21 protein-coding genes and 2 pseudogenes are annotated in these 19224 nt (G+C 65.8%); 11 read left to right on the plus strand and 12 right to left on the minus strand.

The genetic code is table 11. The annotated features are described in order from the left end of the window. The 7 genes and pseudogenes from ACI3KX_RS04115 to ACI3KX_RS04145 all read right to left on the minus strand — a co-directional run. Positions 1-408, minus strand: a pseudogene (locus tag ACI3KX_RS04115) (hypothetical protein); the annotation flags it as partial. Positions 409-410: 2 nt separating this feature from the next. Continuing rightward, positions 411-2012 carry a hypothetical protein gene (locus tag ACI3KX_RS04120; RefSeq protein WP_404907906.1) on the minus strand — a complete coding sequence of 534 codons (1602 nt, stop codon included), beginning with the start codon at positions 2010-2012 and terminating at the stop codon, positions 411-413. After that, complete coding sequence (locus ACI3KX_RS04125) at positions 2012-3505, minus strand: SCO6880 family protein (protein WP_404907908.1); 1494 nt, start codon at positions 3503-3505, stop codon at positions 2012-2014. The genes ACI3KX_RS04120 and ACI3KX_RS04125 overlap by 1 nt, the downstream gene beginning before the upstream one ends. Beyond that, complete coding sequence (locus ACI3KX_RS04130; RefSeq protein WP_404907910.1) at positions 3502-4959, minus strand: hypothetical protein; 1458 nt, start codon at positions 4957-4959, stop codon at positions 3502-3504. Before ACI3KX_RS04130 ends, ACI3KX_RS04125 begins: the two co-directional genes overlap by 4 nt. Further along, positions 4959-5255: a hypothetical protein gene (locus ACI3KX_RS04135; RefSeq protein ID WP_404907913.1), complete on the minus strand. Its 297-nt coding sequence runs from the start codon at positions 5253-5255 to the stop codon at positions 4959-4961. Before ACI3KX_RS04135 ends, ACI3KX_RS04130 begins: the two co-directional genes overlap by 1 nt. A gap of 23 nt (positions 5256-5278) precedes the next feature. Beyond that, entirely contained in the window at positions 5279-5878 is a 600-nt protein-coding gene (locus ACI3KX_RS04140) for a M23 family metallopeptidase (RefSeq protein ID WP_404907915.1), read from the minus strand. 13 nt (positions 5879-5891) lie between these two features. After that, entirely contained in the window at positions 5892-6572 is a 681-nt protein-coding gene (locus tag ACI3KX_RS04145; protein ID WP_404907917.1) for a hypothetical protein, read from the minus strand. Positions 6573-7009: 437 nt separating this feature from the next. On the opposite strand from ACI3KX_RS04145, the gene ACI3KX_RS04150 reads away from it, so the two are divergent. After that, the gene (locus ACI3KX_RS04150; protein WP_404907920.1) at positions 7010-7333 is read left to right on the plus strand and encodes a winged helix-turn-helix domain-containing protein; all 324 of its coding nucleotides are present in this window, start codon (positions 7010-7012) and stop codon (positions 7331-7333) included. A gap of 142 nt (positions 7334-7475) precedes the next feature. Here ACI3KX_RS04150 and ACI3KX_RS04155 read toward each other — a convergent pair whose 3' ends face one another. Beyond that, positions 7476-7802 (minus strand): LLM class flavin-dependent oxidoreductase, encoded by a 327-nt coding sequence (locus ACI3KX_RS04155; protein WP_404907923.1) that lies wholly within the window; start codon positions 7800-7802, stop codon positions 7476-7478. Positions 7803-7996: 194 nt separating this feature from the next. On the opposite strand from ACI3KX_RS04155, the gene ACI3KX_RS04160 reads away from it, so the two are divergent. The 4 genes from ACI3KX_RS04160 (at position 7997) to ACI3KX_RS04175 (ending at position 10206) form a co-directional block, all read left to right on the plus strand. Continuing rightward, positions 7997-8356, plus strand: a complete 360-nt coding sequence (locus ACI3KX_RS04160) for a MarR family winged helix-turn-helix transcriptional regulator (RefSeq protein ID WP_404908156.1) — start codon at positions 7997-7999, stop codon at positions 8354-8356. Positions 8357-8365: 9 nt separating this feature from the next. Beyond that, on the plus strand, positions 8366-8860 hold the full coding sequence (locus ACI3KX_RS04165; RefSeq protein WP_404907924.1) for a MarR family winged helix-turn-helix transcriptional regulator: 495 nt from the start codon (positions 8366-8368) through the stop codon (positions 8858-8860). Positions 8861-8980: 120 nt separating this feature from the next. Continuing rightward, positions 8981-9787, plus strand: a complete 807-nt coding sequence (locus ACI3KX_RS04170) for an MBL fold metallo-hydrolase (RefSeq protein WP_404907926.1) — start codon at positions 8981-8983, stop codon at positions 9785-9787. After that, positions 9778-10206, plus strand: coding sequence for a nuclear transport factor 2 family protein (locus ACI3KX_RS04175; RefSeq protein ID WP_404907928.1), 429 nt, complete (start codon positions 9778-9780; stop codon positions 10204-10206). Before ACI3KX_RS04170 ends, ACI3KX_RS04175 begins: the two co-directional genes overlap by 10 nt. A gap of 298 nt (positions 10207-10504) precedes the next feature. Here the strand turns inward: ACI3KX_RS04175 and ACI3KX_RS04180 are convergent, their stop codons facing one another. The 4 genes from ACI3KX_RS04180 to ACI3KX_RS04195 all read right to left on the minus strand — a co-directional run bounded on the left by ACI3KX_RS04180 (position 10505) and on the right by ACI3KX_RS04195 (position 13916). Continuing rightward, entirely contained in the window at positions 10505-10882 is a 378-nt protein-coding gene (locus tag ACI3KX_RS04180) for a DoxX family protein (RefSeq protein WP_404907930.1), read from the minus strand. 44 nt (positions 10883-10926) lie between these two features. Beyond that, entirely contained in the window at positions 10927-11739 is an 813-nt protein-coding gene (locus tag ACI3KX_RS04185) for a CE1759 family FMN reductase (RefSeq protein ID WP_404907933.1), read from the minus strand. Continuing rightward, positions 11621-12808, minus strand: a complete 1188-nt coding sequence (locus ACI3KX_RS04190; protein WP_404907935.1) for a CE1758 family FMN-dependent luciferase-like monooxygenase — start codon at positions 12806-12808, stop codon at positions 11621-11623. Before ACI3KX_RS04190 ends, ACI3KX_RS04185 begins: the two co-directional genes overlap by 119 nt. Before the next feature lie 379 nt (positions 12809-13187). Further along, entirely contained in the window at positions 13188-13916 is a 729-nt protein-coding gene (locus ACI3KX_RS04195) for a GntR family transcriptional regulator (RefSeq protein WP_404907937.1), read from the minus strand. A 163-nt stretch (positions 13917-14079) separates the two neighbouring features. Between ACI3KX_RS04195 and ACI3KX_RS04200 the strand changes: the two genes are divergently transcribed. From ACI3KX_RS04200 to ACI3KX_RS04225, 6 genes and pseudogenes are all read left to right on the plus strand, one after another. Continuing rightward, positions 14080-15543: a sulfatase gene (locus ACI3KX_RS04200; protein WP_404907940.1), complete on the plus strand. Its 1464-nt coding sequence runs from the start codon at positions 14080-14082 to the stop codon at positions 15541-15543. A gap of 62 nt (positions 15544-15605) precedes the next feature. Beyond that, positions 15606-16001 (plus strand): annotated as a pseudogene (locus ACI3KX_RS04205) (sulfatase-like hydrolase/transferase); the annotation flags it as partial. Between the two features lie 22 nt (positions 16002-16023). Beyond that, positions 16024-16875 (plus strand): sulfatase-like hydrolase/transferase, encoded by an 852-nt coding sequence (locus ACI3KX_RS04210; RefSeq protein ID WP_404907943.1) that lies wholly within the window; start codon positions 16024-16026, stop codon positions 16873-16875. Further along, entirely contained in the window at positions 16872-17717 is an 846-nt protein-coding gene (locus ACI3KX_RS04215; protein ID WP_404907945.1) for an ABC transporter ATP-binding protein, read from the plus strand. The genes ACI3KX_RS04210 and ACI3KX_RS04215 overlap by 4 nt, the downstream gene beginning before the upstream one ends. After that, on the plus strand, positions 17714-18463 hold the full coding sequence (locus tag ACI3KX_RS04220) for an ABC transporter permease (protein WP_404907947.1): 750 nt from the start codon (positions 17714-17716) through the stop codon (positions 18461-18463). Before ACI3KX_RS04215 ends, ACI3KX_RS04220 begins: the two co-directional genes overlap by 4 nt. Beyond that, a complete protein-coding gene (locus tag ACI3KX_RS04225) occupies positions 18460-19206 on the plus strand; it encodes an ABC transporter permease (RefSeq protein ID WP_404907949.1) in 747 nt (248 codons plus the stop codon). Before ACI3KX_RS04220 ends, ACI3KX_RS04225 begins: the two co-directional genes overlap by 4 nt. Positions 19207-19224 lie beyond the last annotated feature (18 nt).

Raw genomic sequence — 19224 nt, forward strand, 5'->3', positions numbered from 1 at the left:
CTCCGCAGCCGCCGCACCGCCGGCACGGTGCTCGGTCGGCTGCGGAGCCCGTTCCCTCACCTCCTCTCCACGGCTGGGAATGGTCGCGTCATGCACGTCCAGGTAGGGGCCGAGGTCCAGCCCGCCGTCGTCGTCGGGATTGGCGTCGGCGTCAGGGGTGGCGGGGAGTGGGGTGAGGTCGCCGGCGGGGTCGACGAGCAGACGGTGGGCGCCGCGGTCGCCGGAGGTGACCAGTTCGATCGGGGTGCCGGTGCGGCGGGCTTCGTCGGCGGCGCGGCGGACGATGGCCTGCCGGATGTCTTCACCGGCGGTGGCGGTGACGGGTTCGGCGTGGCCGTCGAGGGTGACGAAGGTGGCGTGCGGGCCGGTGACGGTCGCGTAGGTGCGCGGCGGGATGACGGTGGTCATGATCACAGCTCCTCGGTCAGGTCGCCGGACTCGGTACTCAGCCACCCGTCGACGGACTGGTCGGCCGGTTCCGGCCAGTACTCGTCGAGGGCGCCGGAGTCGAGGACGCGGACGGTGGTGTCGTCGCGGTCGGCGGGGGAGACGGCGTCGTCGGTGGCGAACAGGGCGTACTCCCACGGGGTGGAGGTGGCGAAGCAGTCGACCAGGTAGGAGTACTGGCCGACGTAGGCGAGGAACTCGCCCTTGCGCAGCTGCCGGGCCATCTCCACATGCGGGGCGGGCAGGTTCAGCCGGGCCCGGAGCGCGGCTTGCTCTTGGTGGTTGACGCGGAAGATGAACTTGTTCTCGATGTCACCGACGATCGAATACGCCAGCGACCGTTCCAGGGAGTCGGCGTCGCCGACCGCGTCCAAGTCGCCCATCTTGTGCAGGATGACGATGTTGCTGATCCCGTAATGCCGGGACAGTTTCAGCCACTGCTGGAACATCTGCAGCGACGCCAGGCTCGTCATGTCCCGCCAGCCTTCCTCGCGGACCACGTACCGGGTGCGGCGGGCGGCCCGATCCGAGATGACGGCTTGGATCCAGGCGGTGGAGCACACCTGCGTCAGCTGCGCGGCCAGGTCACCGCGGGCGAAGAGTTCGGAGGTGTCGGTGACGACGATAGGGGCGTCCTGGTCGAACTCGACGGTGGAGGCGTCTTCGAACAGCCCGGACAGGTCGCCTTCCACGAACCGGCGCAGCACGAACCGTGGCTGGATCGCCCCCTCCGCCGCCCGGAACGCCGCCTCCGTGTCCCCGGCCAAGTGTCCGAGCTCCTCATACACGCCGCGGAGGGTGGGGTGGTCGCCGGTGCGGGTGATGCAGCGGTCGAGGGCGTCGAGGATGGCGGCGTGTTCGACGGCGGTGAGCCGGCCGCCGAGGGTCATCTCGATGAGCGCGATGAGGGTGCCGATGCGGCGCTGATGCACCATCTGCTCGTGCTGCTCATCGCTGGTGTCGGTACGCCGGGGGCCGCGGTCGAGCGGGTTGAGGCGGGAGCCGGTGCCGCCGCCGAGCCGGATCACCCGGCCGCCGGGGATCGCTTCGGCGACCGCCACCCATTCCCCCTTCGGATCGGACGGCACCACGACCTGGTGGCCGAACGCGATGGACCGGGTGACGAGGGTCTTCACTGTCGCTGACTTCCCACCCCGATAGGCGCCGAGCACCAGGATGTTGGTGGAGAAGGTGCCGCGTTCGGTGGTGTCGACGTACGCCTCCCATGGTGAGAAATGCCACAGTGCGTCGGCGTTGAGGTCGACGCCGAGGATGGGGCCGCGGTGGCCGAGGCCGCTGTCGGCGACGAACGGGTAGATCCCGGCGATGTGCTGCGAGGTGGCCTGATGGGCGGGGATCCACGTCTTCGCCAGATTCCAGTACCCGCCCTGCGTGATGCCCGGCCCGAACGGTCCCGGTACCGCCGGCTCCGGCAATCCCCGGTCCCGCCGGGTCGAGCGGGGCGGCTTCTCCTCCTGCGAGGCGCGGGTGATCTCGCGTTGCAGGTCGCGTTTCTGCCGGCGGGTGAGCCCGGCGGGGGTGAAGGTGGCGGCGTGGCGGGTCATCATTTCATCCCCAACCCGACCGGGAGAGCGTTGACCATCAGCGCTTCGGCCTGCTGGCAGTACAGGATCTGCGCCTCCATGCCGGCCCGTGACAGGGCGTTCCGCATTCCCGCGATCGCCTGATCGAGGCGTTCCTCGTCGGGGGCGGTGATGGTGAGGTAGGCGCCGTACTGGAACTCGCCGTGCCCGTTGGCGATCTCCTGCTCCTGCTGCTCCAACGCCCGCCAGTCCGCGGCATCCGCCGCCGACCCGTCCGCACCCCGCTTCGCGCGCAGCTTCTCGTTGCCGCGCCACACCTTCTTCTCATCCCGGATCCGCTTCAGCGCCTTACTGACCGGGACGGGGGTGAGGACGATGGAGAAGATGTGGGTGATCGCGTCCCCGGTGTGCGGGTGGCGGGCGAACACCACCGGGGACAGGAACCCGACGGGGGAGTCGGAGCGGGGCCATTCGTGCACCCACATCGTGGTGTGCACGGCGGAGTCGGTCACCACGATCCCGTTGCGGCCCTTCGGCTCGTCCAGGTACATCGGACCGATCCCGGCCGGGTCCACCCCGGCGACCTCGTCGGGCCGGTTCTGCACGTTCGCGGCGAACTCGGGGTCAAACGCCAACCGGCCCAGCGCGGTGACGTCGCGGGGTGACAGCCAGCGGCGCACCGTGATCTTCGCGGCGGTGAGCGCGTCGGCGAGGTTGCCGCCCTCGATCTGCGCGAGCGCGATGATCGCGTCCTTCCCGCCGCCGAGCGCCTTCAACTGCGCACCGAGCGCCAGGAGATCCAGGGTGAGGATCAGGTAGTTGCGGTGGGCGACCTCGAACCGCTCCGACCGGTCCATCACCTCCTCATAGTTGTGGGCGACCGGCGAGTCCGGGTTGAGAGCGCGGAGGCGTCGGACGGTGTCGTAGTGTTCGCGGGCGGCGCGGATCGTGGTCGGCAGGGTTCGTTCCTGCAACGTCACCCGTTTGATGCCGGGCCGCTGCGTGAACGGGCCGAGGACCCGGTCGAACTGCTCGGCGAGATCGAACCGCTCCGGCAGATCGTGCATCAGAAACCCCTGCACCTCCAGCTCGGCGATCACCGACACCGACCGGTCGTGCGGGTTGTAGACCGCGGCGACGTGGTTCTCCTCCCACAACTGGATCGACGCCCGGGTGCCAGGCAGGTTCAGGGTGCCGACTAGTCGGGGACGCTCCGGACGGAAGGTGTGGGTGGTGGCGCCGACGGTGTGGCGGGCGTGCTTCATCAGCCACAGCCCGGCCATCCGGGGAGTCGAGACGCCGCGGATGCTGGTCAGCGCGGTGATCCCGAACAGCAGGTACAACGGCGCCCCATACAGCAGCCCGAGCGGCCCGAACCGGTTCACGAACACCAGCAGAACCAGCGCGGCGGTGGTGAGGAACGCGATCTGCCACGGGTCCATGCCCATCACAACTCCCTGCCGTGACCGACGCGGCAATCGCACCGGACGCGCGTACTCGGGGGTGGCGGTCATGACGAACTCCTATCGGTCTTCGGCGGTTGCGGAGCCGCCGCTCCAGGTGACGGCGGGCGCGCGGGCGTCTGCTGCGTCGAGGTCGCGGTGCGCGTCTCGTTCGGGCCGGTCGAGCGGGACTGCGCCGGCTTCGGCGCACCGGCAGGTGCACCGGTGGAGGCCGGCCGCGTGGTGGCGGGTTTCGCGGATGGTCCGGTGGTCGACGGGTGGTTGCCGGCGGGGCGGATACCGGAGGGCAGGCCGCCGAGCCGGGTGGGGATGCGGGCGGCGCCGCGGGCGGCGTTGCTCGCCATCCGGCCGCCGTGCGCGCCGAGTCGGGACCCGACCCCGTCGGCGGCGACGGCGCCGGCGAAGCTGAACAGTCCGAAGATCGCGAACGGCGCGAACGCCACCAACACCAGACCGACCAGCAGCGGCCAGGACTGCGGGTTCCAGATCGTCTTCACGCTCGCCAGCCCGTTGACGATCAGTGTGACGAAGCCGATCGTGAGCGGCCCGGTCAGCAGCAGCACGATCACGGCGGACACGTACCGGACCACCCATTGCGGGCCGATGCTCCGCACCGGAAATAGCATCCACGCCACCGGGCCCACCATGATCAGTGCCGCGAGCACGATGTTGCGGAACGCGAACACCAGCATCAGCAACAGCATCCCCAGCATGAGCAGCCCGTGGATGAGGAACGCGAAGAAGTAATTCGCCTGCCCACCAGCCCACATCACCGACTGCAAGGTGGAGTAGATACTCGACGCACCCTCACCGTTCAGGATGTACCACGTCATCTCATCGACCGCGTTCAGCAGGTGCCCGGTCAACCACAACGTGATCGCCACCGCCGGGACCGCAATGAACGACCGCACCAGCGCGCCCACAAGCTCAGCCCGGTCACCGGAGACCACGGCAGCGGCGATCGCCCACACCATCGCCCCGAACGTAATGATCAAGATCGCCCACTGCCAGAACGACCACTGCTCCACCGCCGCCGACCACAGCAACGTGCTGGTATCGAACCGCATATTGTCCGCAACCAGGAACATCATCCCCGTCGCCGACAACGCCATGCCCCGGCCCGCGTTCTCAAACGTGGCGCACACGACATCCCCGAGACTGCAGCCGTACTTCACCAGAAGCGGACGGCCGCCGTCTGCCTGGATCGCCTGCACATGACCCTCGTACGTAGTGCACACAGTGGCGCTCTGCCCAGCCATCGAGACAGCCATGAAGCATTGCTGCGCGGTCACCTTGCCGGGATCGGTTGGCGTACAGGTCACCTGTGCGCTCGCGCTCTGGCAATCCACCGGGTAGGCGGGCGCCGACCATGGCTCACCGCCGACCGCCGCCATCGGCACGGGAGTGCCGGGATCCGTAGTCGTCGCCTGTGCCGCGCCGCCCGAGCCGAGCACCAGCACAAAACCCACGGCGATGCCCAGGCGAAGGGCGCGCTGCAGGTTCATCAGAAGCCGAAATCGAAGTTGACGAACCACGCGAACAAGCCGGACGCGCCGCCCAAGACCGCGGCGGCGATGAAGATCCACAGGATGTTCTCGCCCGCCCACGTGCGGACCCTGTCGGACGCGAGCCCCCGGAACGCGAGGGCGGCGCCCGCGATGATCAGCATGATCAGCACCACCAGCATCGCGCCTGCGAGGACATAGGACGCGATGACTTGGAAGCCTTGGAAGAACGGGGCGGAGAAGTCCGGCTGGATGTCGGGGACGTCGACATCAACCGGGACGGTGCGTGGGGACATGGTCATGCTCCTTGCTCAGTGGACTACTTCAGAGGAAGGCCGAGACCGGCCATGAACGGCTCCGGAGCTACCGCAGTTCCGGACTTACGGACTTCGAAATGCAGGTGACAGCCGAACGACTTGCCGGTGTTGCCCTCCGCGCCCAGGGGCGTGCCGGCAATGACTTGCTGGCCGAGGGAGACGCGGAGCGACTCCCACTGCATGTGCCCGTACAGCGTGACGATCTCACCCCCGTGGTTGATGCGCACCGTATTCCCGTAGCCCTGATACGACCCCGCGGTGATCACCTCACCGGGTCCCGCGGCGAAGACGGTGGCGCCGCAGCCTTGGGCCATGTCGTAGCCCTGATGGTTCGTCGAGCAGTAGCCGCAGCCCTGCACCGGGTTGTACCCGAACCCGCGGCCCTTGGAGTATCCGCCGGCCAGCGGAAGCCCCCACTCGCCAGACACCTGAGGTGCAGCATCCACCTGTGTGACCGTGCCGGCCGATGCGCTGCCCGCGATCGCGAACGGAACGGCGATCAACGGCGTCACCAAGAAGGCGATCACAACGGTGAAGCCGATCAACGCCCCTGCCAGGATCTTCCGGCCAGTCCTCGAGTTGAGGGCTGCGGCGGCGATCACCGGGGCTCCCATGTCAGGGCTCCAACGGCTCCGTGAAGAAGCGGACCACCTTGCAATCCCCGGCCCGCTGCGCCGAACCCGGCGTCGGCACCGAGCCGGGCCCGCAGAGAACCTGCACGCTCACTCGCACCTGCTCCTCATACGACGTCTCGCCACCGTCCCCGTCACTGCGGGTGAAGGTCAGCGTCACATCCGAAGTCCCGATCGACATGTCCCCCGACGAGTCGTCAGTAACAGGGACGTAGGCGAGATCCCCCGCCGCCGTCGCCACAACCCTGCCTTCCTCACGGGCAAGCGAATCCCACTCCTCCTGCGGAAGCACAACACCCTGGCGCAGTTCCACTTGGGACGCTTCCATTGCCGCCTGTTTATCACCCGCGGACGTGTAGCGGGTGTCGGGTGTAAACCAGGCGTTGATGTAGTCGAGCCATTCCTCACGGGCGCTCTTCGTCGTGTCGAACGTGGAGGCGGCTTCGAGCGCGGCGCGGATATAGATGTCGGCATCCGTCGTGATCGGTTCTGGAACCCAGCCCGCCCCCGATGCCGTGGGATCAACGAACTCGCCGGCCCGCCCCTCACTCACGGTCGGTGCGGGCGCCGTCGAGCCGCCGTCGGAGGTCGGAGTCGGCCCTGGCTCCCGCTGCGCCAGGGACGACGCGACGATGATCGCCACGATCCCCGCGATCAGCACCAAACCGCCGATGATCGCCCACAGCAGTCCGCGTCGCCCGGAAGTCTGGCTCATGACGGTTCAGCCCTCCCGATCCTTCAGGACAGCCACCGTGCACGGACGGAACAGCTTGGGCCACGGTCGCCGTGACCGAATCCTACGCACGCTCCACGATGCTGGAAAAGGTTCGAGCGCCAGGTTGTGGATAACTCGCCCGAAACTAGCTGTTGTGGAGGATCCGGTCGAGTCCGGACCAGTGGGCGGAGATTTTATCCCCATCATCAGGATCTTGTCTGTCGGCAGTTTGGGGGACAAGGTTGACGGCACGAAACTCGCACGTTGTCCAACAGCGGCGCCCGTCCGAATCATGTCCACACGTTATAACAGTGTGGGTTCAATGTAAACAACTAAGTCGGGTGGCTTCCTGGACTCGTGGGCAACCGTGCGCCAGACTTGCATCCATGCCCCGACTCGCGCAACCAGCGGGCTCCGAAGACGCCCAGGACCCCATCGCACTCCTCGGCAACCTCGTCAAAGCAGCGATCCTCCGCTATCTCCGCGCCCACCCCGACGTCACCGTCGGCCCCATCTGCGACGCCCTCGAACTCGGACCCACCACCATCCAGCCCCGACTGAACGAACTCGAAGCCGCCGGCCTCGTCATCGCCGACCCGCCGATGACGGCGGGCGAGTCTCGTAAGGGTATCTGGGTCAAGTACCGCGTGAACAACGAAGCCGTGACCGACCTCTACCTCCGCCTCGGACTCGCCATCGGGGAGTTCTGACTTCACGCCGGCGCGTAGTCGAGACTTGCTGAATCAGTGCGCCGCCTTCCGACCTAACACCCGATGCAACCGCGGCCGCGCGATCGAACTCCTCGCCGCGGAGGGGGCCATTCGTCAGCGGGGCGAGATTCCCCGTGATGCTTCAGGCGCGAGGCCGGGACTCCAGGTTCGCGTGATTGCTGGCACTGTTCCTCACGGCGGAAGCGTTCGTGCTGAGGACAGTGACGGCCGTCCCGAGCTTGATCGTCGTCGCCGTGGCGATCGCGGCCAGCAGCACCGGCGTCGCCGAATCAACGAGACCCGTGCGGTATCGTTCCCCGACCCTGAAGATGTCCAGCCCCACCGACTCCGCGAGCCGCGCCTCATCGATCAGCAGTCTCACGGCCTCTGCATCACCGACAAGCACACCGCCTTGCGACGGCACGTCGCCGAACGAATTGAAACCGAACTCCAAAGGCTGCGATTCCACGTTCCAGCTCCGGATCGATTTAATTGATGTGTCAATAATGTGATGATACCGTTGATGTGTCAACCGAAGGAGATTTCATGGACGCTCTTGTTTCGAAACCCGGTGGGCGACGCTCACCGACAGCGGATCAGTTGCGGTCATGGCGGGTCTTCATCGAGACCGCGGAGCGGGTGCGCAGTGCGATAGAGTCCCGCATGCAGGAAGAGTCCGGGTTCTCCACCGGGGACTACGCCGTCCTCCTTGCCCTGTCGGAAGCCCCCGGGCGGCGCATTCGCTCCTCTGCACTCGCCGAGCAGGTCGGGTGGGAACGGAGCAGGCTCTCACATCACCTGGGTCGGATGCAGAAGCGCGGGCTGATTGGCCGAGAAGAGTGCGCGACGGACAGTCGTGGTGCAGAAGCTGTCTTGACGGAAGGCGGATCAGCGACCTTTCGGCGAGCTTCCGCACCTCATCTTTGGGCTATTCAGGAGACCTTCGTCGATGCATTGACGCCGGCTCAGCTGAGTGCGATGGAGCACGCCGCTTTAGCTCTGCGCTCACACCTGACTGCGTAGTGTGGGGGCGTGGAGCCAGAAGAGCGGTTCGAGACCCCTGAAGACGCTGCGAACGATCCGCGCATCCTCGTCTTCGGACGACTGCTCGGCGCGGCGAATCGACTGGAGTTCATCCTTGGGGCAGCGATCGAGGCGGAGGCCGGGATCGATCACAGCCTCTACGAGCTCCTGTTGATCGTCGCCCGCGCAGGCGATGGGGGGATCGCCGTGCGCGGCATCGCGCAGTCGCGTGTGCTGACTTCAGGGGGTGCGACCAGGCTGGTGCAGCGCGCGGTAGCCAAGGGTCTGGTCTCGCGCCGGACCTGTCCGACCGACAAGCGGGTGCAGCTTATCGAACTGACGCCCCATGGCAGCGAGATCGTGACGACCGTCAGCGTGATCCACGCTCGCGGCATCGAACGTTATCTTCTCGACGTCCTCACCGCCGACCAGCGCGTAGTGTTCGCTGAAGCCGTACGCGCCATCAGTAAGAATGCCGCTGCGGCCCTTCCTGTCATGCCGTGATCTGATCTCGCCACTGTGTCCCGCCCCGGGAATAGCTGACGGCTCAGCCTTCTTGTATTCCGTGCCGCGATCGACGCGGTCGTCCTCCGTCACCGGGGGCTCCGACAGGAAGGCTTCCAGATGTCACTCAGCTATGAGGTCTTCGACCTCGACTTCCCCGTCGGTTCGCCGAACAAGACTGCAGTGCTTGTCACGGGCGAGACCGATGCGCTTCTCGTGGACGCCGGATTCACGCGCGCCGACGGTCACCGTCTCGTCGCCGCTGTGCTCGACTCCGGCAAGCGACTCACCACCGTCTTCGTGAGCCATGCCGACCCCGACTTCTACTTCGGCCTCGAGGCCATCGTCGACGCGTTCCCCGAGGCGACCGTCGTCGCCACCCCGCTGGTGATCGAACACATCGCGGCGTCGTTCGACGGCAAGCTCGCAGCGTGGGCGGTATTGGGTGCGAACCTGCCGACGCGCCGCGTCGAGATCTCGCCGTTGACCACGGGCTTCCTCGAGCTGGAAGGCCAGCGGCTCGAGCTGCGCGGGGGCAGCGACATCCTGCCCGACCGTCACTACCTCTGGAACGCGGAAGACCGGGCGATCCTCGGCGGAGTGCTGCTGTTCCAGCAGGAGCATGTCTGGACCGCAGACACCGCCACACCTGAGAAGCGCGCAGCGTGGGTGGCGCTGCTCGACCAGATGGCCACGCTCGACCCCGAACTGGTGATCGCCGGCCACCGTCTCCCAGGCACCGCGAACGATGCCTCGGCGATCGACTACACGCGCGGCTACCTGCACGCGTTCGAGGAGATCGTCGCCGCTGCCGCGGACGGCGCGGCCGCCACCGCCCAGCTTGTTGCGAAGTATCCCGATTCCGGGATGCTGATCGCTGCCCAGATCGGGCCGAAGGTCGCGAAGGGTGAGATGACATGGGGCTGAACGAGAACGTCCACTTCGCGGCATCCGAATCGCCGCGCGACGTGGTCCGCCGCCAGTATCTCGCGTCTGCGGCAGGCGATCTCGAGGCGCTGCGTGCGACGATGGCGCCCGACGTCGAGTGGACCGAGATGGCGGGATTCCCGCTGGCCGGGACGTACCGCACTCCGGAGGGCGTCACGTCGAACGTGATGGAGGTCCTTGGTCGTGACTGGGACGGATGGACTGCACACGACGACGCCTACGTCGTCGACGGCGAGAACGTCGTCGTGCTCGCCCGCTATACCGCCACTCACCGTGGCACGGGCAAGCACCTCGCCGTCCGCGTCGCGCATCACTTCATCGTGCGAGGCGGGCTCATCGTTCGATTCGAGCAGTTCGTCGACACCGCGCTGGTCGCCGAGGCGGCACGCGCCGACTGACGTCGAGAAGACGAGGGGGTGGGCCCCGGCATCGCCGGAGCCCACCCCGTTCTCATCGCCTGCGACAGTGCACGATGGCGGCGAGAAGACGGTGGCCGCCGTCAACGATTTCCATCAGTGCTGCCATGCGCCTCTTGGTACCGCGGTGGCGTCCAACAGAATGAAGCTGCGTTCCGGGGCGGGGTCCGGCAGTGCGCTGGCAAACCCGTTGCCTCAAGTAGAAGCCTGCGGAGCGGCTGGGGTTGGTCGGCGCCGACGACGGTCGCGGTGGGGGCGTCCGCAGCGCTGAGGGCGGTGATCAGGTCAGGGCGATGAGTACCGCAGCAACGACTGCAGCGAGCAGCAGGATGATGTTCGCGGTGATCTTCTCGTTGCGTCTGAGGTGCACGCCGATTGCCAGGCTTTGCACGAGGGCCAGGCCGATAGCGGCAGCGAACGAGACCCACTTCGCCCATTCCCATCCCGGGACGGTGTGAGCGAGGATGTTCGGCACAACCAGGCCGATCGCGCCGATGACCTCGGCCCACCCGGCGAGGAGGGTTGGGCCCTTCCCGACTGTCTCTGTATAGGGCATCTGCGCGGACAACTTCTCCCATGGGGTGAAGATCTTGCCGGCTCCGGCGGCGAGGTTGACGGCGGCGACGAGGCCCGTGATGATCCAGGTGATGACGATCATGGAGTGGGTTCCGTTCTTGCGGTTGCTGGTGTGAAGCAGGGGTGTCAGCGTCCGCCGGCGGCGAGTCGCATGAGATCGGTGTCGAAGTCCACGTCGTTCGCGGTTCGGTCCGCGCGGGTTGCGTTACCGTCGAACTGGTGGTTGTAGCCGTCCCATCCGGCGTTTGCGATGGCGTCTCGGGCCCCGAGCCGTACGAGTTGTGCCAGTTCTGCTGCGGCTCGGTTGATGCGTTTTCCGAGGGCGGGGTCTGCCCAGTCCTCGGGTGCGGCGAACAGCGATGTCGGAACCGGTAGGGCTCGCAGGAATGCGAACAGTGACCGGAGCTGTTCGTCGACGACCATCGCGTGCCGGGCGGTTCCGGCGGTGGCCGCGAGAATCGTGGGGGTTGCGACGATCAAGTCGTTGTCGAGCACGTCGATGAACGATTTGAACAGTCCACTGATTCCGGCCTTGTATGTCGGTGTGGACACTATGAGCGCGTCGGCCGCCGCGACCTGCTCGATGGCCTTCTGGACCGGTTCGGTGGGGGTCCCGATGACGATCGAGCGTGCGATGTCCGCAGCGATCGGTGCCAGGTCGATGAAGGACACGGTCGCCTGCCCGCCCGAACGGCGGATGTGATCGATGGCCGCCTGAGCGATCCGCTCGGCGAGCATCCGCGTCGTCGAGGGATCGGATACCCCGGAGCTGATCACCACGAGTCGCGCAGCGGCCGGTTCGGTGTGTTCGCTGCTCACGTCAGACCGCCAGCGGGAAGCGCGCTTGTACCAGAGGGTCGCTGTCCTGGTAGGGGGACGTTCCGGAGAGGTTGTCGCCGCGGTTCGGGTTCGGGCGTGGCTGACGGGGTTCGGCGGCACCGTACTTCGCCTTCACCAAAGACGCGTGGGTGGGCGCACCCGGTGTTCCCGGTGCTCGGCGGGACTCCATCTCCTTCCGCAGCACCGGCACGACCTCGGTGGCCAGCAGCTCGACCTGCTCCAGCACCATGTCAAGCGGCAGAGACAGCGCGTCGACATTCCACAGCTGCCTCTGGTAGTCCCCGAATCCCTCCTGGAACGTGAGCGTCTTGTCGATGATCTCCTGAGGGCTCCCCACGCTCAGCGGAGTCTGCGTGGCGAAGTCCTCGAGCTTGCTGCCACGGAACATGGGGTAGTTCTCGAAGTACGGCCGGAACCGGTCGTAGGCGTCCTGGGACTTCTTTGCGATGTACGCCTGCCCACCCAAACCCACGATCGCGTGCGCGGCGGGGCCGTGCCCGTAGTGCTCGAACCGCTGCCGGTAGAAATCGACGAGGGGCTTGAAGTGGAAGTTGGGGGCGAGGATGTGATTCGCGAAGTATCCGTTGCCGTAGAACGCGGCCTGCTCGGCGATCTCCGGCGTGCGGATCGCCCCATGCCAGACGAACGGCGGCACATCGTCGAGCGGACGCGGAGTCGCGGTGAAGCCCTGCAACGCCGTGCGGAATCGCCCCTCCCAGTCCACCACGTCCTCTCGCCACAGCCGGTGCAGCAGGTTGTAGTTCTCCAGCGCGAGCGGGATGCCGTCCTGGATGTTCTTCCCGAACCACGGATACACCGGCACCGTGTTCCCTCGCCCGAGCATGAGATCCAGCCGCCCCTTGGCCAGATGCTGCACGAACGCGTAGTCCTCGGCGAGCCTGACAGGATCATTCGTCGTGATCAGCGTCACCGACGTGGACAGGATGATGTTCTCCGTCAGGGCCGCCACGTGGGCCAGCATCGATGACGGAGAAGACGCCACGAAGGGCGGGTTGTGGTGCTCGCCGAATGCGAACACGTCCAAGCCGAGCTCATCCGCGCGCTGCGCGATCTTCACCACATTACTGATCCGCTCATGCTCCGACTGGGTATAACCCGTGTGTGGGTCGGGGGCGATGTCAGCGATTCCGAAAATGCCGAACTGCATGGGATCTGCTCCTCTTGACTATGCCTGCGTATTTTTGATTGACGCGTCAACCATATAGCCGTTGAGATTGATGTGTCAATCAAATCGAAGCGAGTCCGCGCGAGCGAGCCGCGTTCGGACGCCGTCGACGTCGGTCGGCCGCTAACCGGAGTCCGCGCACCGAGCTGCCGATGGTGTGTTGACATGTTCCGCCGCCTCGCCGGATGGCGGACAAGTTCAGGCACGACGTTCGCGCGGCCGCCCTTCGCGGCACCAGTCGACCCTCGCACCCTCTGCGACAGCCGCTGCGCGCGGTAGGCGCGAATACTGGCAGCGCCCTACCGCGGCGGTACCTCTGCGGCATGTGAGGACGTCGCGCTGTAGTGCCCCGTCAGGTGGGTTAGCGGCGGCCGAACTGCCGGTGGATGTTCAGGTCGACCACGGCGGTGTCGAACTGGACGATGGAGTAGACCAGGGACAGATCGTCGCTGGTAACGACGTTTTGAGATATTTGCACGAGCGGCGTGTCCAGATGCCCAGCGGTGGCGAAGTCCCCGGAACGCGCTACTGCGTCAATGCGGCCCTCCAATCGGTCCAACACCTGTCCAGTCTGCTCACGGAAGAGCGTCGGCAGGTCCACGCTGATGTCTTCAAGAGCGGAGACGTCGATGGCTGTGTCGCCGACGTGGGTGCGACACCAATCGCGCAGCCAGACAGCGGGTGTTGTGTCGACCGCAAAGAGCCGCTCGATATACAGTGCCTTCTCGTTGTGTTCGAGTTCGAGTTCGGCGGCGACGTCATCCGTTGCGTCCACCACCTCGGTGTGGAACCGCAGCAGGCCAGGCTGGTGTCCGGATGCTTCGATGATCTGGCGGATGGGTCCGACATCGGTCACGCTGAACGCCGCCTGTGCTCTTGGGGAAAGAACTGTGGTGCCGACCCCCCACTTGCGGTCCAAGCGGCCCTCATGCACGAGTTGGGCGATGGCTTCGCGGATGGTGTTACGGCTGAGGCTCAGCTGTTTGGCAAGGTCCGGTTCCGCAGGCAGCTTTTCGCCCGGCCGATACTGCTCCTGGATGATCTCGCGCAACGCGTCAACCGCCTGCGTGCGCATCGTCTTCATCGCCATGTCGCCTTCCCAGTTCTAAAAGCCATAACGCTCATCATCGTTGATCCTTCGATCAGCAGCCTTGTCGCGGAGCTTGAGAACCGAAACAAGCTTGAAATGGGTTGGACATCCAGATGTCCAACCTTTACTCTATCGTTCAACTCATCGATGTGGAGAGGGACTTATGAGAACGAACATCGTGGTTTTTCTTACGGATGATCACGCGCAGTGGGCTGCGGGCTGCTATGGCAACTCGGAACTGCGCACGCCAACGCTCGATCACTTGGCGAACACTGGCGTGGTCTACGAGAACGCCTACACCACAAGCCCGGTGTGCTCGCCCGCACGTGCGTCGTTTTTCACCGGACGTCTACCCTCGCAGCACGGGGTACATGATTACCTGTCCTCCGCGGACCCCGAGGTGCGGGATGTGTCGTGGCTGGCGGGGGAGAACCTTCTTCCTGAGGTGCTGCAGGGAAATGGATACGTCACCGCCTTGTCGGGCAAGTGGCATCTCGGCCGTGAAGAAGAGGTCCCTCGCGGCTTCGACTATTGGTACTGCAGGTCCGCACCGGTTTCAGAGGCGTCCGCGTACCGATCGCCGTGGCCCCTCACCCCTTCGGCCGAGCGTGCCTACAATCGTCAGGCGATCACGGACCACGGCGTTGAGTTCCTCCGCCAGCACGACCGGGAGCAGCCGTTCTTCCTGGTTATTGGCCATCTGGCGACCCACAGTCCGTGGACCGATGTGCCTGACCGCCTCGTCGACCAGTACCGTGACGCGACGTTCCGTGACATTCCCCAGGATGTCACCTACCCGTTTGGTCGTCAGCGCTCTGAGTCTCTTTACTCGTCCCGCAATGACCCGCGCGAAGCGTTGGCGCAGTACTACGGCGCTGTCACCGACATCGATGAGCAGGTCGGGCGAGTCCTGGATGAGCTCGACGCGCTCGGGCTGCGCGAGTCGACCGCGGTCATCTACACGAGCGACCACGGCCTGAACGCTGGGCACCATGGCCTGTGGGGGAAGGGGAACGCGACGCTCCCGTACAACGTGTTGGACGAGTCCATTCGCATTCCCCTCATCGTCAACCGGCCCGGCCACATGCTCGGGCGCCAGCGCCGCATCGAGAACGTGAATCACACCGACACGTTCCAGACCATCCTCGATATCGCCGGGTGTGAGACGCCGGAGAGTATCGATACCCCGTACCCGGGCCGCAGCTACGCAGATACGTTGACAGGCGAACGGTTCCCCGGTGCCCGTGAGGACGTGTTTGTGGAGTATGGGAACTTGCGGATGGTGCGCACTCCGCGACATAAACTCGTTCGCAGATATCCGGAAGGCCCTGACCAGCTGTTCGACTTGCGCGCGGACCCCCGGGAGACGACGAATGTCATCGACTATCCGGATAACGCGTCGCTGACGTTGGAGCTCTCTGCCGCAATCGATGACTACTTCGGCAGGTATGAGAAGCCGGAGACCGCCGGCACCCGGGTGCTTGAGCAGCCTCGCCACAACGTTGATGAGGCGTGGCGGGACGCTACTCCAGCCACCATTTCGTCGAGTCACGCGTGGCTGGACGCGTTGGAAGCTTCCATCCAGGAGCGTCGCGCCGCCGCCGGTGCCGGGGTCGACGCATCATGACCGGTCGCATCGCAGCAACCGCAGCCGAGTCCCAACGGTGGTGGGAGCCGAAGACACCGCGTATGGAGGGCGCATCCAACATCGTGGTGGTGCTGCTCGATGACACCGGATGGTCAGACTTCGGTTGCTTCGGGTCGGAGATCCGTACACCGCATATCGATGCATTGGCTCGCGCAGGAGTCCGCTTCAACACCTTCCATGTGACGCCGCTGTGCTCTCCGACCCGGGCCAGCTTGCTCACCGGCAGAAACCACCACAGCGTCGGGATTCGGTTCCTCGCTGTCGGCGACAGCGGGTTCCCCAATGCTCGCGGTGAGCTGCCCCGCGACATGCAGACCGTGCCGTCCGTGCTCCGCGGACGCGGTTACGGCACGTACATGGTCGGAAAGTCGCACCTCGCGCCGCAGGACGAGCTCGGACCCGCCGGCCCCTTCCACAATTGGCCCCTCGCCCGCGGCTACGACCGGTTCTACGGGTTCCTTGGCGGCGCCTCGGATCGATACCTACCAGAGCTGTACCGGGACCAACAGCCCCGCCACCGGAGAGTGCGACCCGGAATACCATCTCAGCTCCGACCTCGTCGACAACGCCATCGGCTATCTCACCGACCACGTCGGCTACCGCGCAGAAGACCCGTTCTTCCTGCAGCTCGCGTTCGGAGCCACCCACGCGCCGTTGCAGGTGCCAGGCGAATGGGTCGACCGGTACCGCGGGCGGTACGACGATGGCTGGGACCGGACCCGCGCCCGCCGCCATGCGCGCCAGCAAGAGCTCGGCGTCACCCCGCCAGGAACCCAGCTCACCGGACGCGACGACACCGTGCCTGTGTGGGATGACCTCACCGCGGACCAGCGCGCCTTGGCCGCGCGCGCTCAAGAGGCATACGCCGGATTCCTCGAGCACACCGATGCGCAGATCGGCCGGCTCGTGGAGTGGCTTGAGCACGCTGGGCAAATGGAGAACACCATCATCGCGGTGTTCTCCGATAACGGCGCCGCAGGCGACGGCCGCGAGCTGGGGACAACTAATGTGATCGGCCCGTACAACAACCTGCAGACGCCGCAAGCATCTGAGCACGCAGGTCTCGACGCAGCAGACATCGAACTCATCATCGACGGGCAAGGCGCCGGAAGTGGACACCTGCCGACCACGTCGATGCAACTGGCCTTCTACGGGCTCGATATCGGAAGGGACCGCAGTGCACGGACACTAGCGAACGGACGTCCCGGCCGAAACTTTCCCACCCGCGCGTTGGAGGAGATCACCGTGCTCTTCGACTCAGCCGCTGAGCACCTCACCCATCTCTCACACAACTTGGAGGCGAACGAATGAGCACCCACGCCCCACGCACCCGGAAGGACGCAATGAGCACCCCGCAACGCAACGACGCAGGCGGTTCCGCAGCCATCGAACTGCGCGACGTCAGCAAGACCTTCAAGATACGCCGGAACGAATCCCTCACCGCGCTTTCCCACGTCAAGGCCACCATCGCCGACGGCGAGTTCGTCGCACTGCTCGGCCCGTCCGGCTGCGGCAAAAGCACTCTGTTGCGCATCATCTCCGGCCTTGAAGATCCCACCGAAGGCACAGCCACAGTCGGAGGTCGCCCGCCCGCCAGCCTCATCAAGGAGCACCGCCTGGGCGTTGCATTCCAGGAGCATGCGCTACTGCCGTGGGCGACCGTCAGCGAAAACATCGCGCTGCCCTACCGTCTCGCACACCTCCAGTCCGACTCCGCCCGCGTGCAGGAGCTTGTCGACCTCGTCGGTCTCAGAGGTTTCGAGAATGCCCGGCCCAAGCAGCTGTCCGGTGGCATGCGTCAACGTGTGGCCATCGCCCGCTCGCTGGTTCTGCGACCCGACTTGCTGCTGCTGGACGAGCCATTCGGTGCGCTGGATGAGATCACTCGCCGCCGCCTCAACTTCGAGCTTGCACGTATCTGGGCGGAAACCGGCGTGACGACCGTCATGGTCACTCACTCCGTCGACGAAGCGCTCCTACTCGCTGACCGAGTCATCGTCATGGGCACCCGCCCTGGCCGCATCGTGAAAGAGATCACCGTCGACATCCCTCGCACTCGGACCACGGAGTCGATGGAGTCCGCGCGTTTCACCGAACTCAGCAGCGAGCTGATCCGCCTCCTTGACCATGACGAGCAGAAGGTCGAATCGTGAGAACTTCTCGAGCCCAGTCCCTGCAGATCGTCGCTGGCGCCATCATCCTTTGCATTGGGTGGGAGTTGCTCGGCAGATTCCAGGTCTTCGGGCCGGCATTCCCCGCCCTCAGCACGGTGGTCGCGACCATCTTCGCCCCGTTCCGCGCGAATTTGCTGCTGGGAGCCGTGGGCGCCACCGCGACCTCCGCACTGCTCGGGCTCATCATCGGCGGGGGGCTTGGCGTGGTGATCGCCGCAGCCCGGCAGGCGCTGCTGGTGACTCGTCCCGGCTTGGACCGGTTCGCCGCGGTGATACATGCGATTCCGCAGGTAGCCATCGCGCCGGTGATGATCGTCCTCGTCGGCAGGGAGAATGCCCCCGTTGCTGTCTCTGCCATCGCTGCATTCTTTCCCGCCTACGCGGCGGCCACCCGCGCGTTCGCCGCCGCGACGGCGGCCACCCAGGATCTTTTCTCTGTGCTCGGCAGCAGCCGCGGTGACCGGCTCCTGCGCCTGGAGCTCCCAGCAGCGATCCCCGGGCTGGCTGACGCACTCAAGCTCGCCGCCCCCGGGGCCGTACTCGGCGCCGTTCTCGGCGAATGGTTCGGCGCCCCGCGCGGCGTTGGGCTCATCATCCTGTCCTCTTCGCAGAACTACGACATCCCTTTGTTGTGGGCCGGCGCTCTTCTTTCGACGCTGATGGCAATGGTCGGGTTCGGCGTTTTCGCTCTGCTGCAGCAGATGGCTACAAGGCGGTTCGCATGACAATCGTGACTCGTTTCATCAGCCGGTGGTGGGCGGTCATCGCGATCCTCATCGCATGGCAGTTGCTGATCATCGCGCTCAACGTCAACCCGTTCCTCTTACCTGGCCCGGTGTCGATCGTGCAGACCATCGCCGGGGCACCGGGGGATTTCTTCTTCCCGCTGCTGTTGACTCTGCGCACCGCGGTCATTGGGTTTGTGGTCGGTGTTGGCGCTGGGTATTTGTTCGCGTCTCTATCATGGTTGTGGCCGGTCTTCGGAGCGTCGCTGACGCCACTGGCCCTGGTCATCCGCGCGGTACCGTTCGTTGCGCTGATTCCCGTTCTCGCGCGTATCTTCGGGTACTCCGACACCACGGCGTGGATCATCTGCGCGATGGTCTGCTTCTTCCCGACGTTCGTACTCGTCGGCACGGGACTCAAAGATGTCCCGGCCAACGGCGACGACTTGTTCGACGTGAACGGCGCCACCCGCTGGAACCGCTACCGGCTGCTCGCGGTGCCGGCCTCCACGGTAGCGCTGGCCACCTCAATGCGAATCTCCGCAGCCGCCGCCTTCGCTGCCGCGCTCATCAGCGAGTTCCTGATGGGCACTGAAGGGCTCGCCTTAGTCCTCGCCAACGCTCTCGACCGTCTGAACATGACCCAACTGTGGGGCGCATCCCTGTGTGCCATTGCCGTAGGCGTCATCGCCTATCTCGGAGCGAACCAGGTCGAAAAATTCGCCATCGCCCGCTGGCGCTGAGAACCCCCTCCCAACAAA

It is taken from the genome of Microbacterium sp. ZW CA_36 (genome assembly GCF_044987475.1).
In the GTDB taxonomy this organism is placed as follows: domain Bacteria; phylum Actinomycetota; class Actinomycetes; order Actinomycetales; family Microbacteriaceae; genus Microbacterium.

Coding starts and splice junctions, on each gene's coding strand:
- ACI3KX_RS04180 (WP_404907930.1), bottom strand. CDS start 10,882: ATGATCGTCATCACCTGGATCATCACGGGCCTCGTCGCCGCCGTCAAC.
- ACI3KX_RS04160 (WP_404908156.1), top strand. CDS start 7,997: ATGCAGGAAGAGTCCGGGTTCTCCACCGGGGACTACGCCGTCCTCCTT.
- ACI3KX_RS04195 (WP_404907937.1), bottom strand. CDS start 13,916: ATGGCGATGAAGACGATGCGCACGCAGGCGGTTGACGCGTTGCGCGAG.
- ACI3KX_RS04200 (WP_404907940.1), top strand. CDS start 14,080: ATGAGAACGAACATCGTGGTTTTTCTTACGGATGATCACGCGCAGTGG.
- ACI3KX_RS04150 (WP_404907920.1), top strand. CDS start 7,010: ATGCCCCGACTCGCGCAACCAGCGGGCTCCGAAGACGCCCAGGACCCC.
- ACI3KX_RS04135 (WP_404907913.1), bottom strand. CDS start 5,255: ATGTCCCCACGCACCGTCCCGGTTGATGTCGACGTCCCCGACATCCAG.
- ACI3KX_RS04175 (WP_404907928.1), top strand. CDS start 9,778: ATGGGGCTGAACGAGAACGTCCACTTCGCGGCATCCGAATCGCCGCGC.
- ACI3KX_RS04225 (WP_404907949.1), top strand. CDS start 18,460: ATGACAATCGTGACTCGTTTCATCAGCCGGTGGTGGGCGGTCATCGCG.
- ACI3KX_RS04170 (WP_404907926.1), top strand. CDS start 8,981: ATGTCACTCAGCTATGAGGTCTTCGACCTCGACTTCCCCGTCGGTTCG.
- ACI3KX_RS04190 (WP_404907935.1), bottom strand. CDS start 12,808: ATGCAGTTCGGCATTTTCGGAATCGCTGACATCGCCCCCGACCCACAC.
- ACI3KX_RS04125 (WP_404907908.1), bottom strand. CDS start 3,505: ATGACCGCCACCCCCGAGTACGCGCGTCCGGTGCGATTGCCGCGTCGG.
- ACI3KX_RS04120 (WP_404907906.1), bottom strand. CDS start 2,012: ATGACCCGCCACGCCGCCACCTTCACCCCCGCCGGGCTCACCCGCCGG.
- ACI3KX_RS04215 (WP_404907945.1), top strand. CDS start 16,872: ATGAGCACCCACGCCCCACGCACCCGGAAGGACGCAATGAGCACCCCG.
- ACI3KX_RS04130 (WP_404907910.1), bottom strand. CDS start 4,959: ATGAACCTGCAGCGCGCCCTTCGCCTGGGCATCGCCGTGGGTTTTGTG.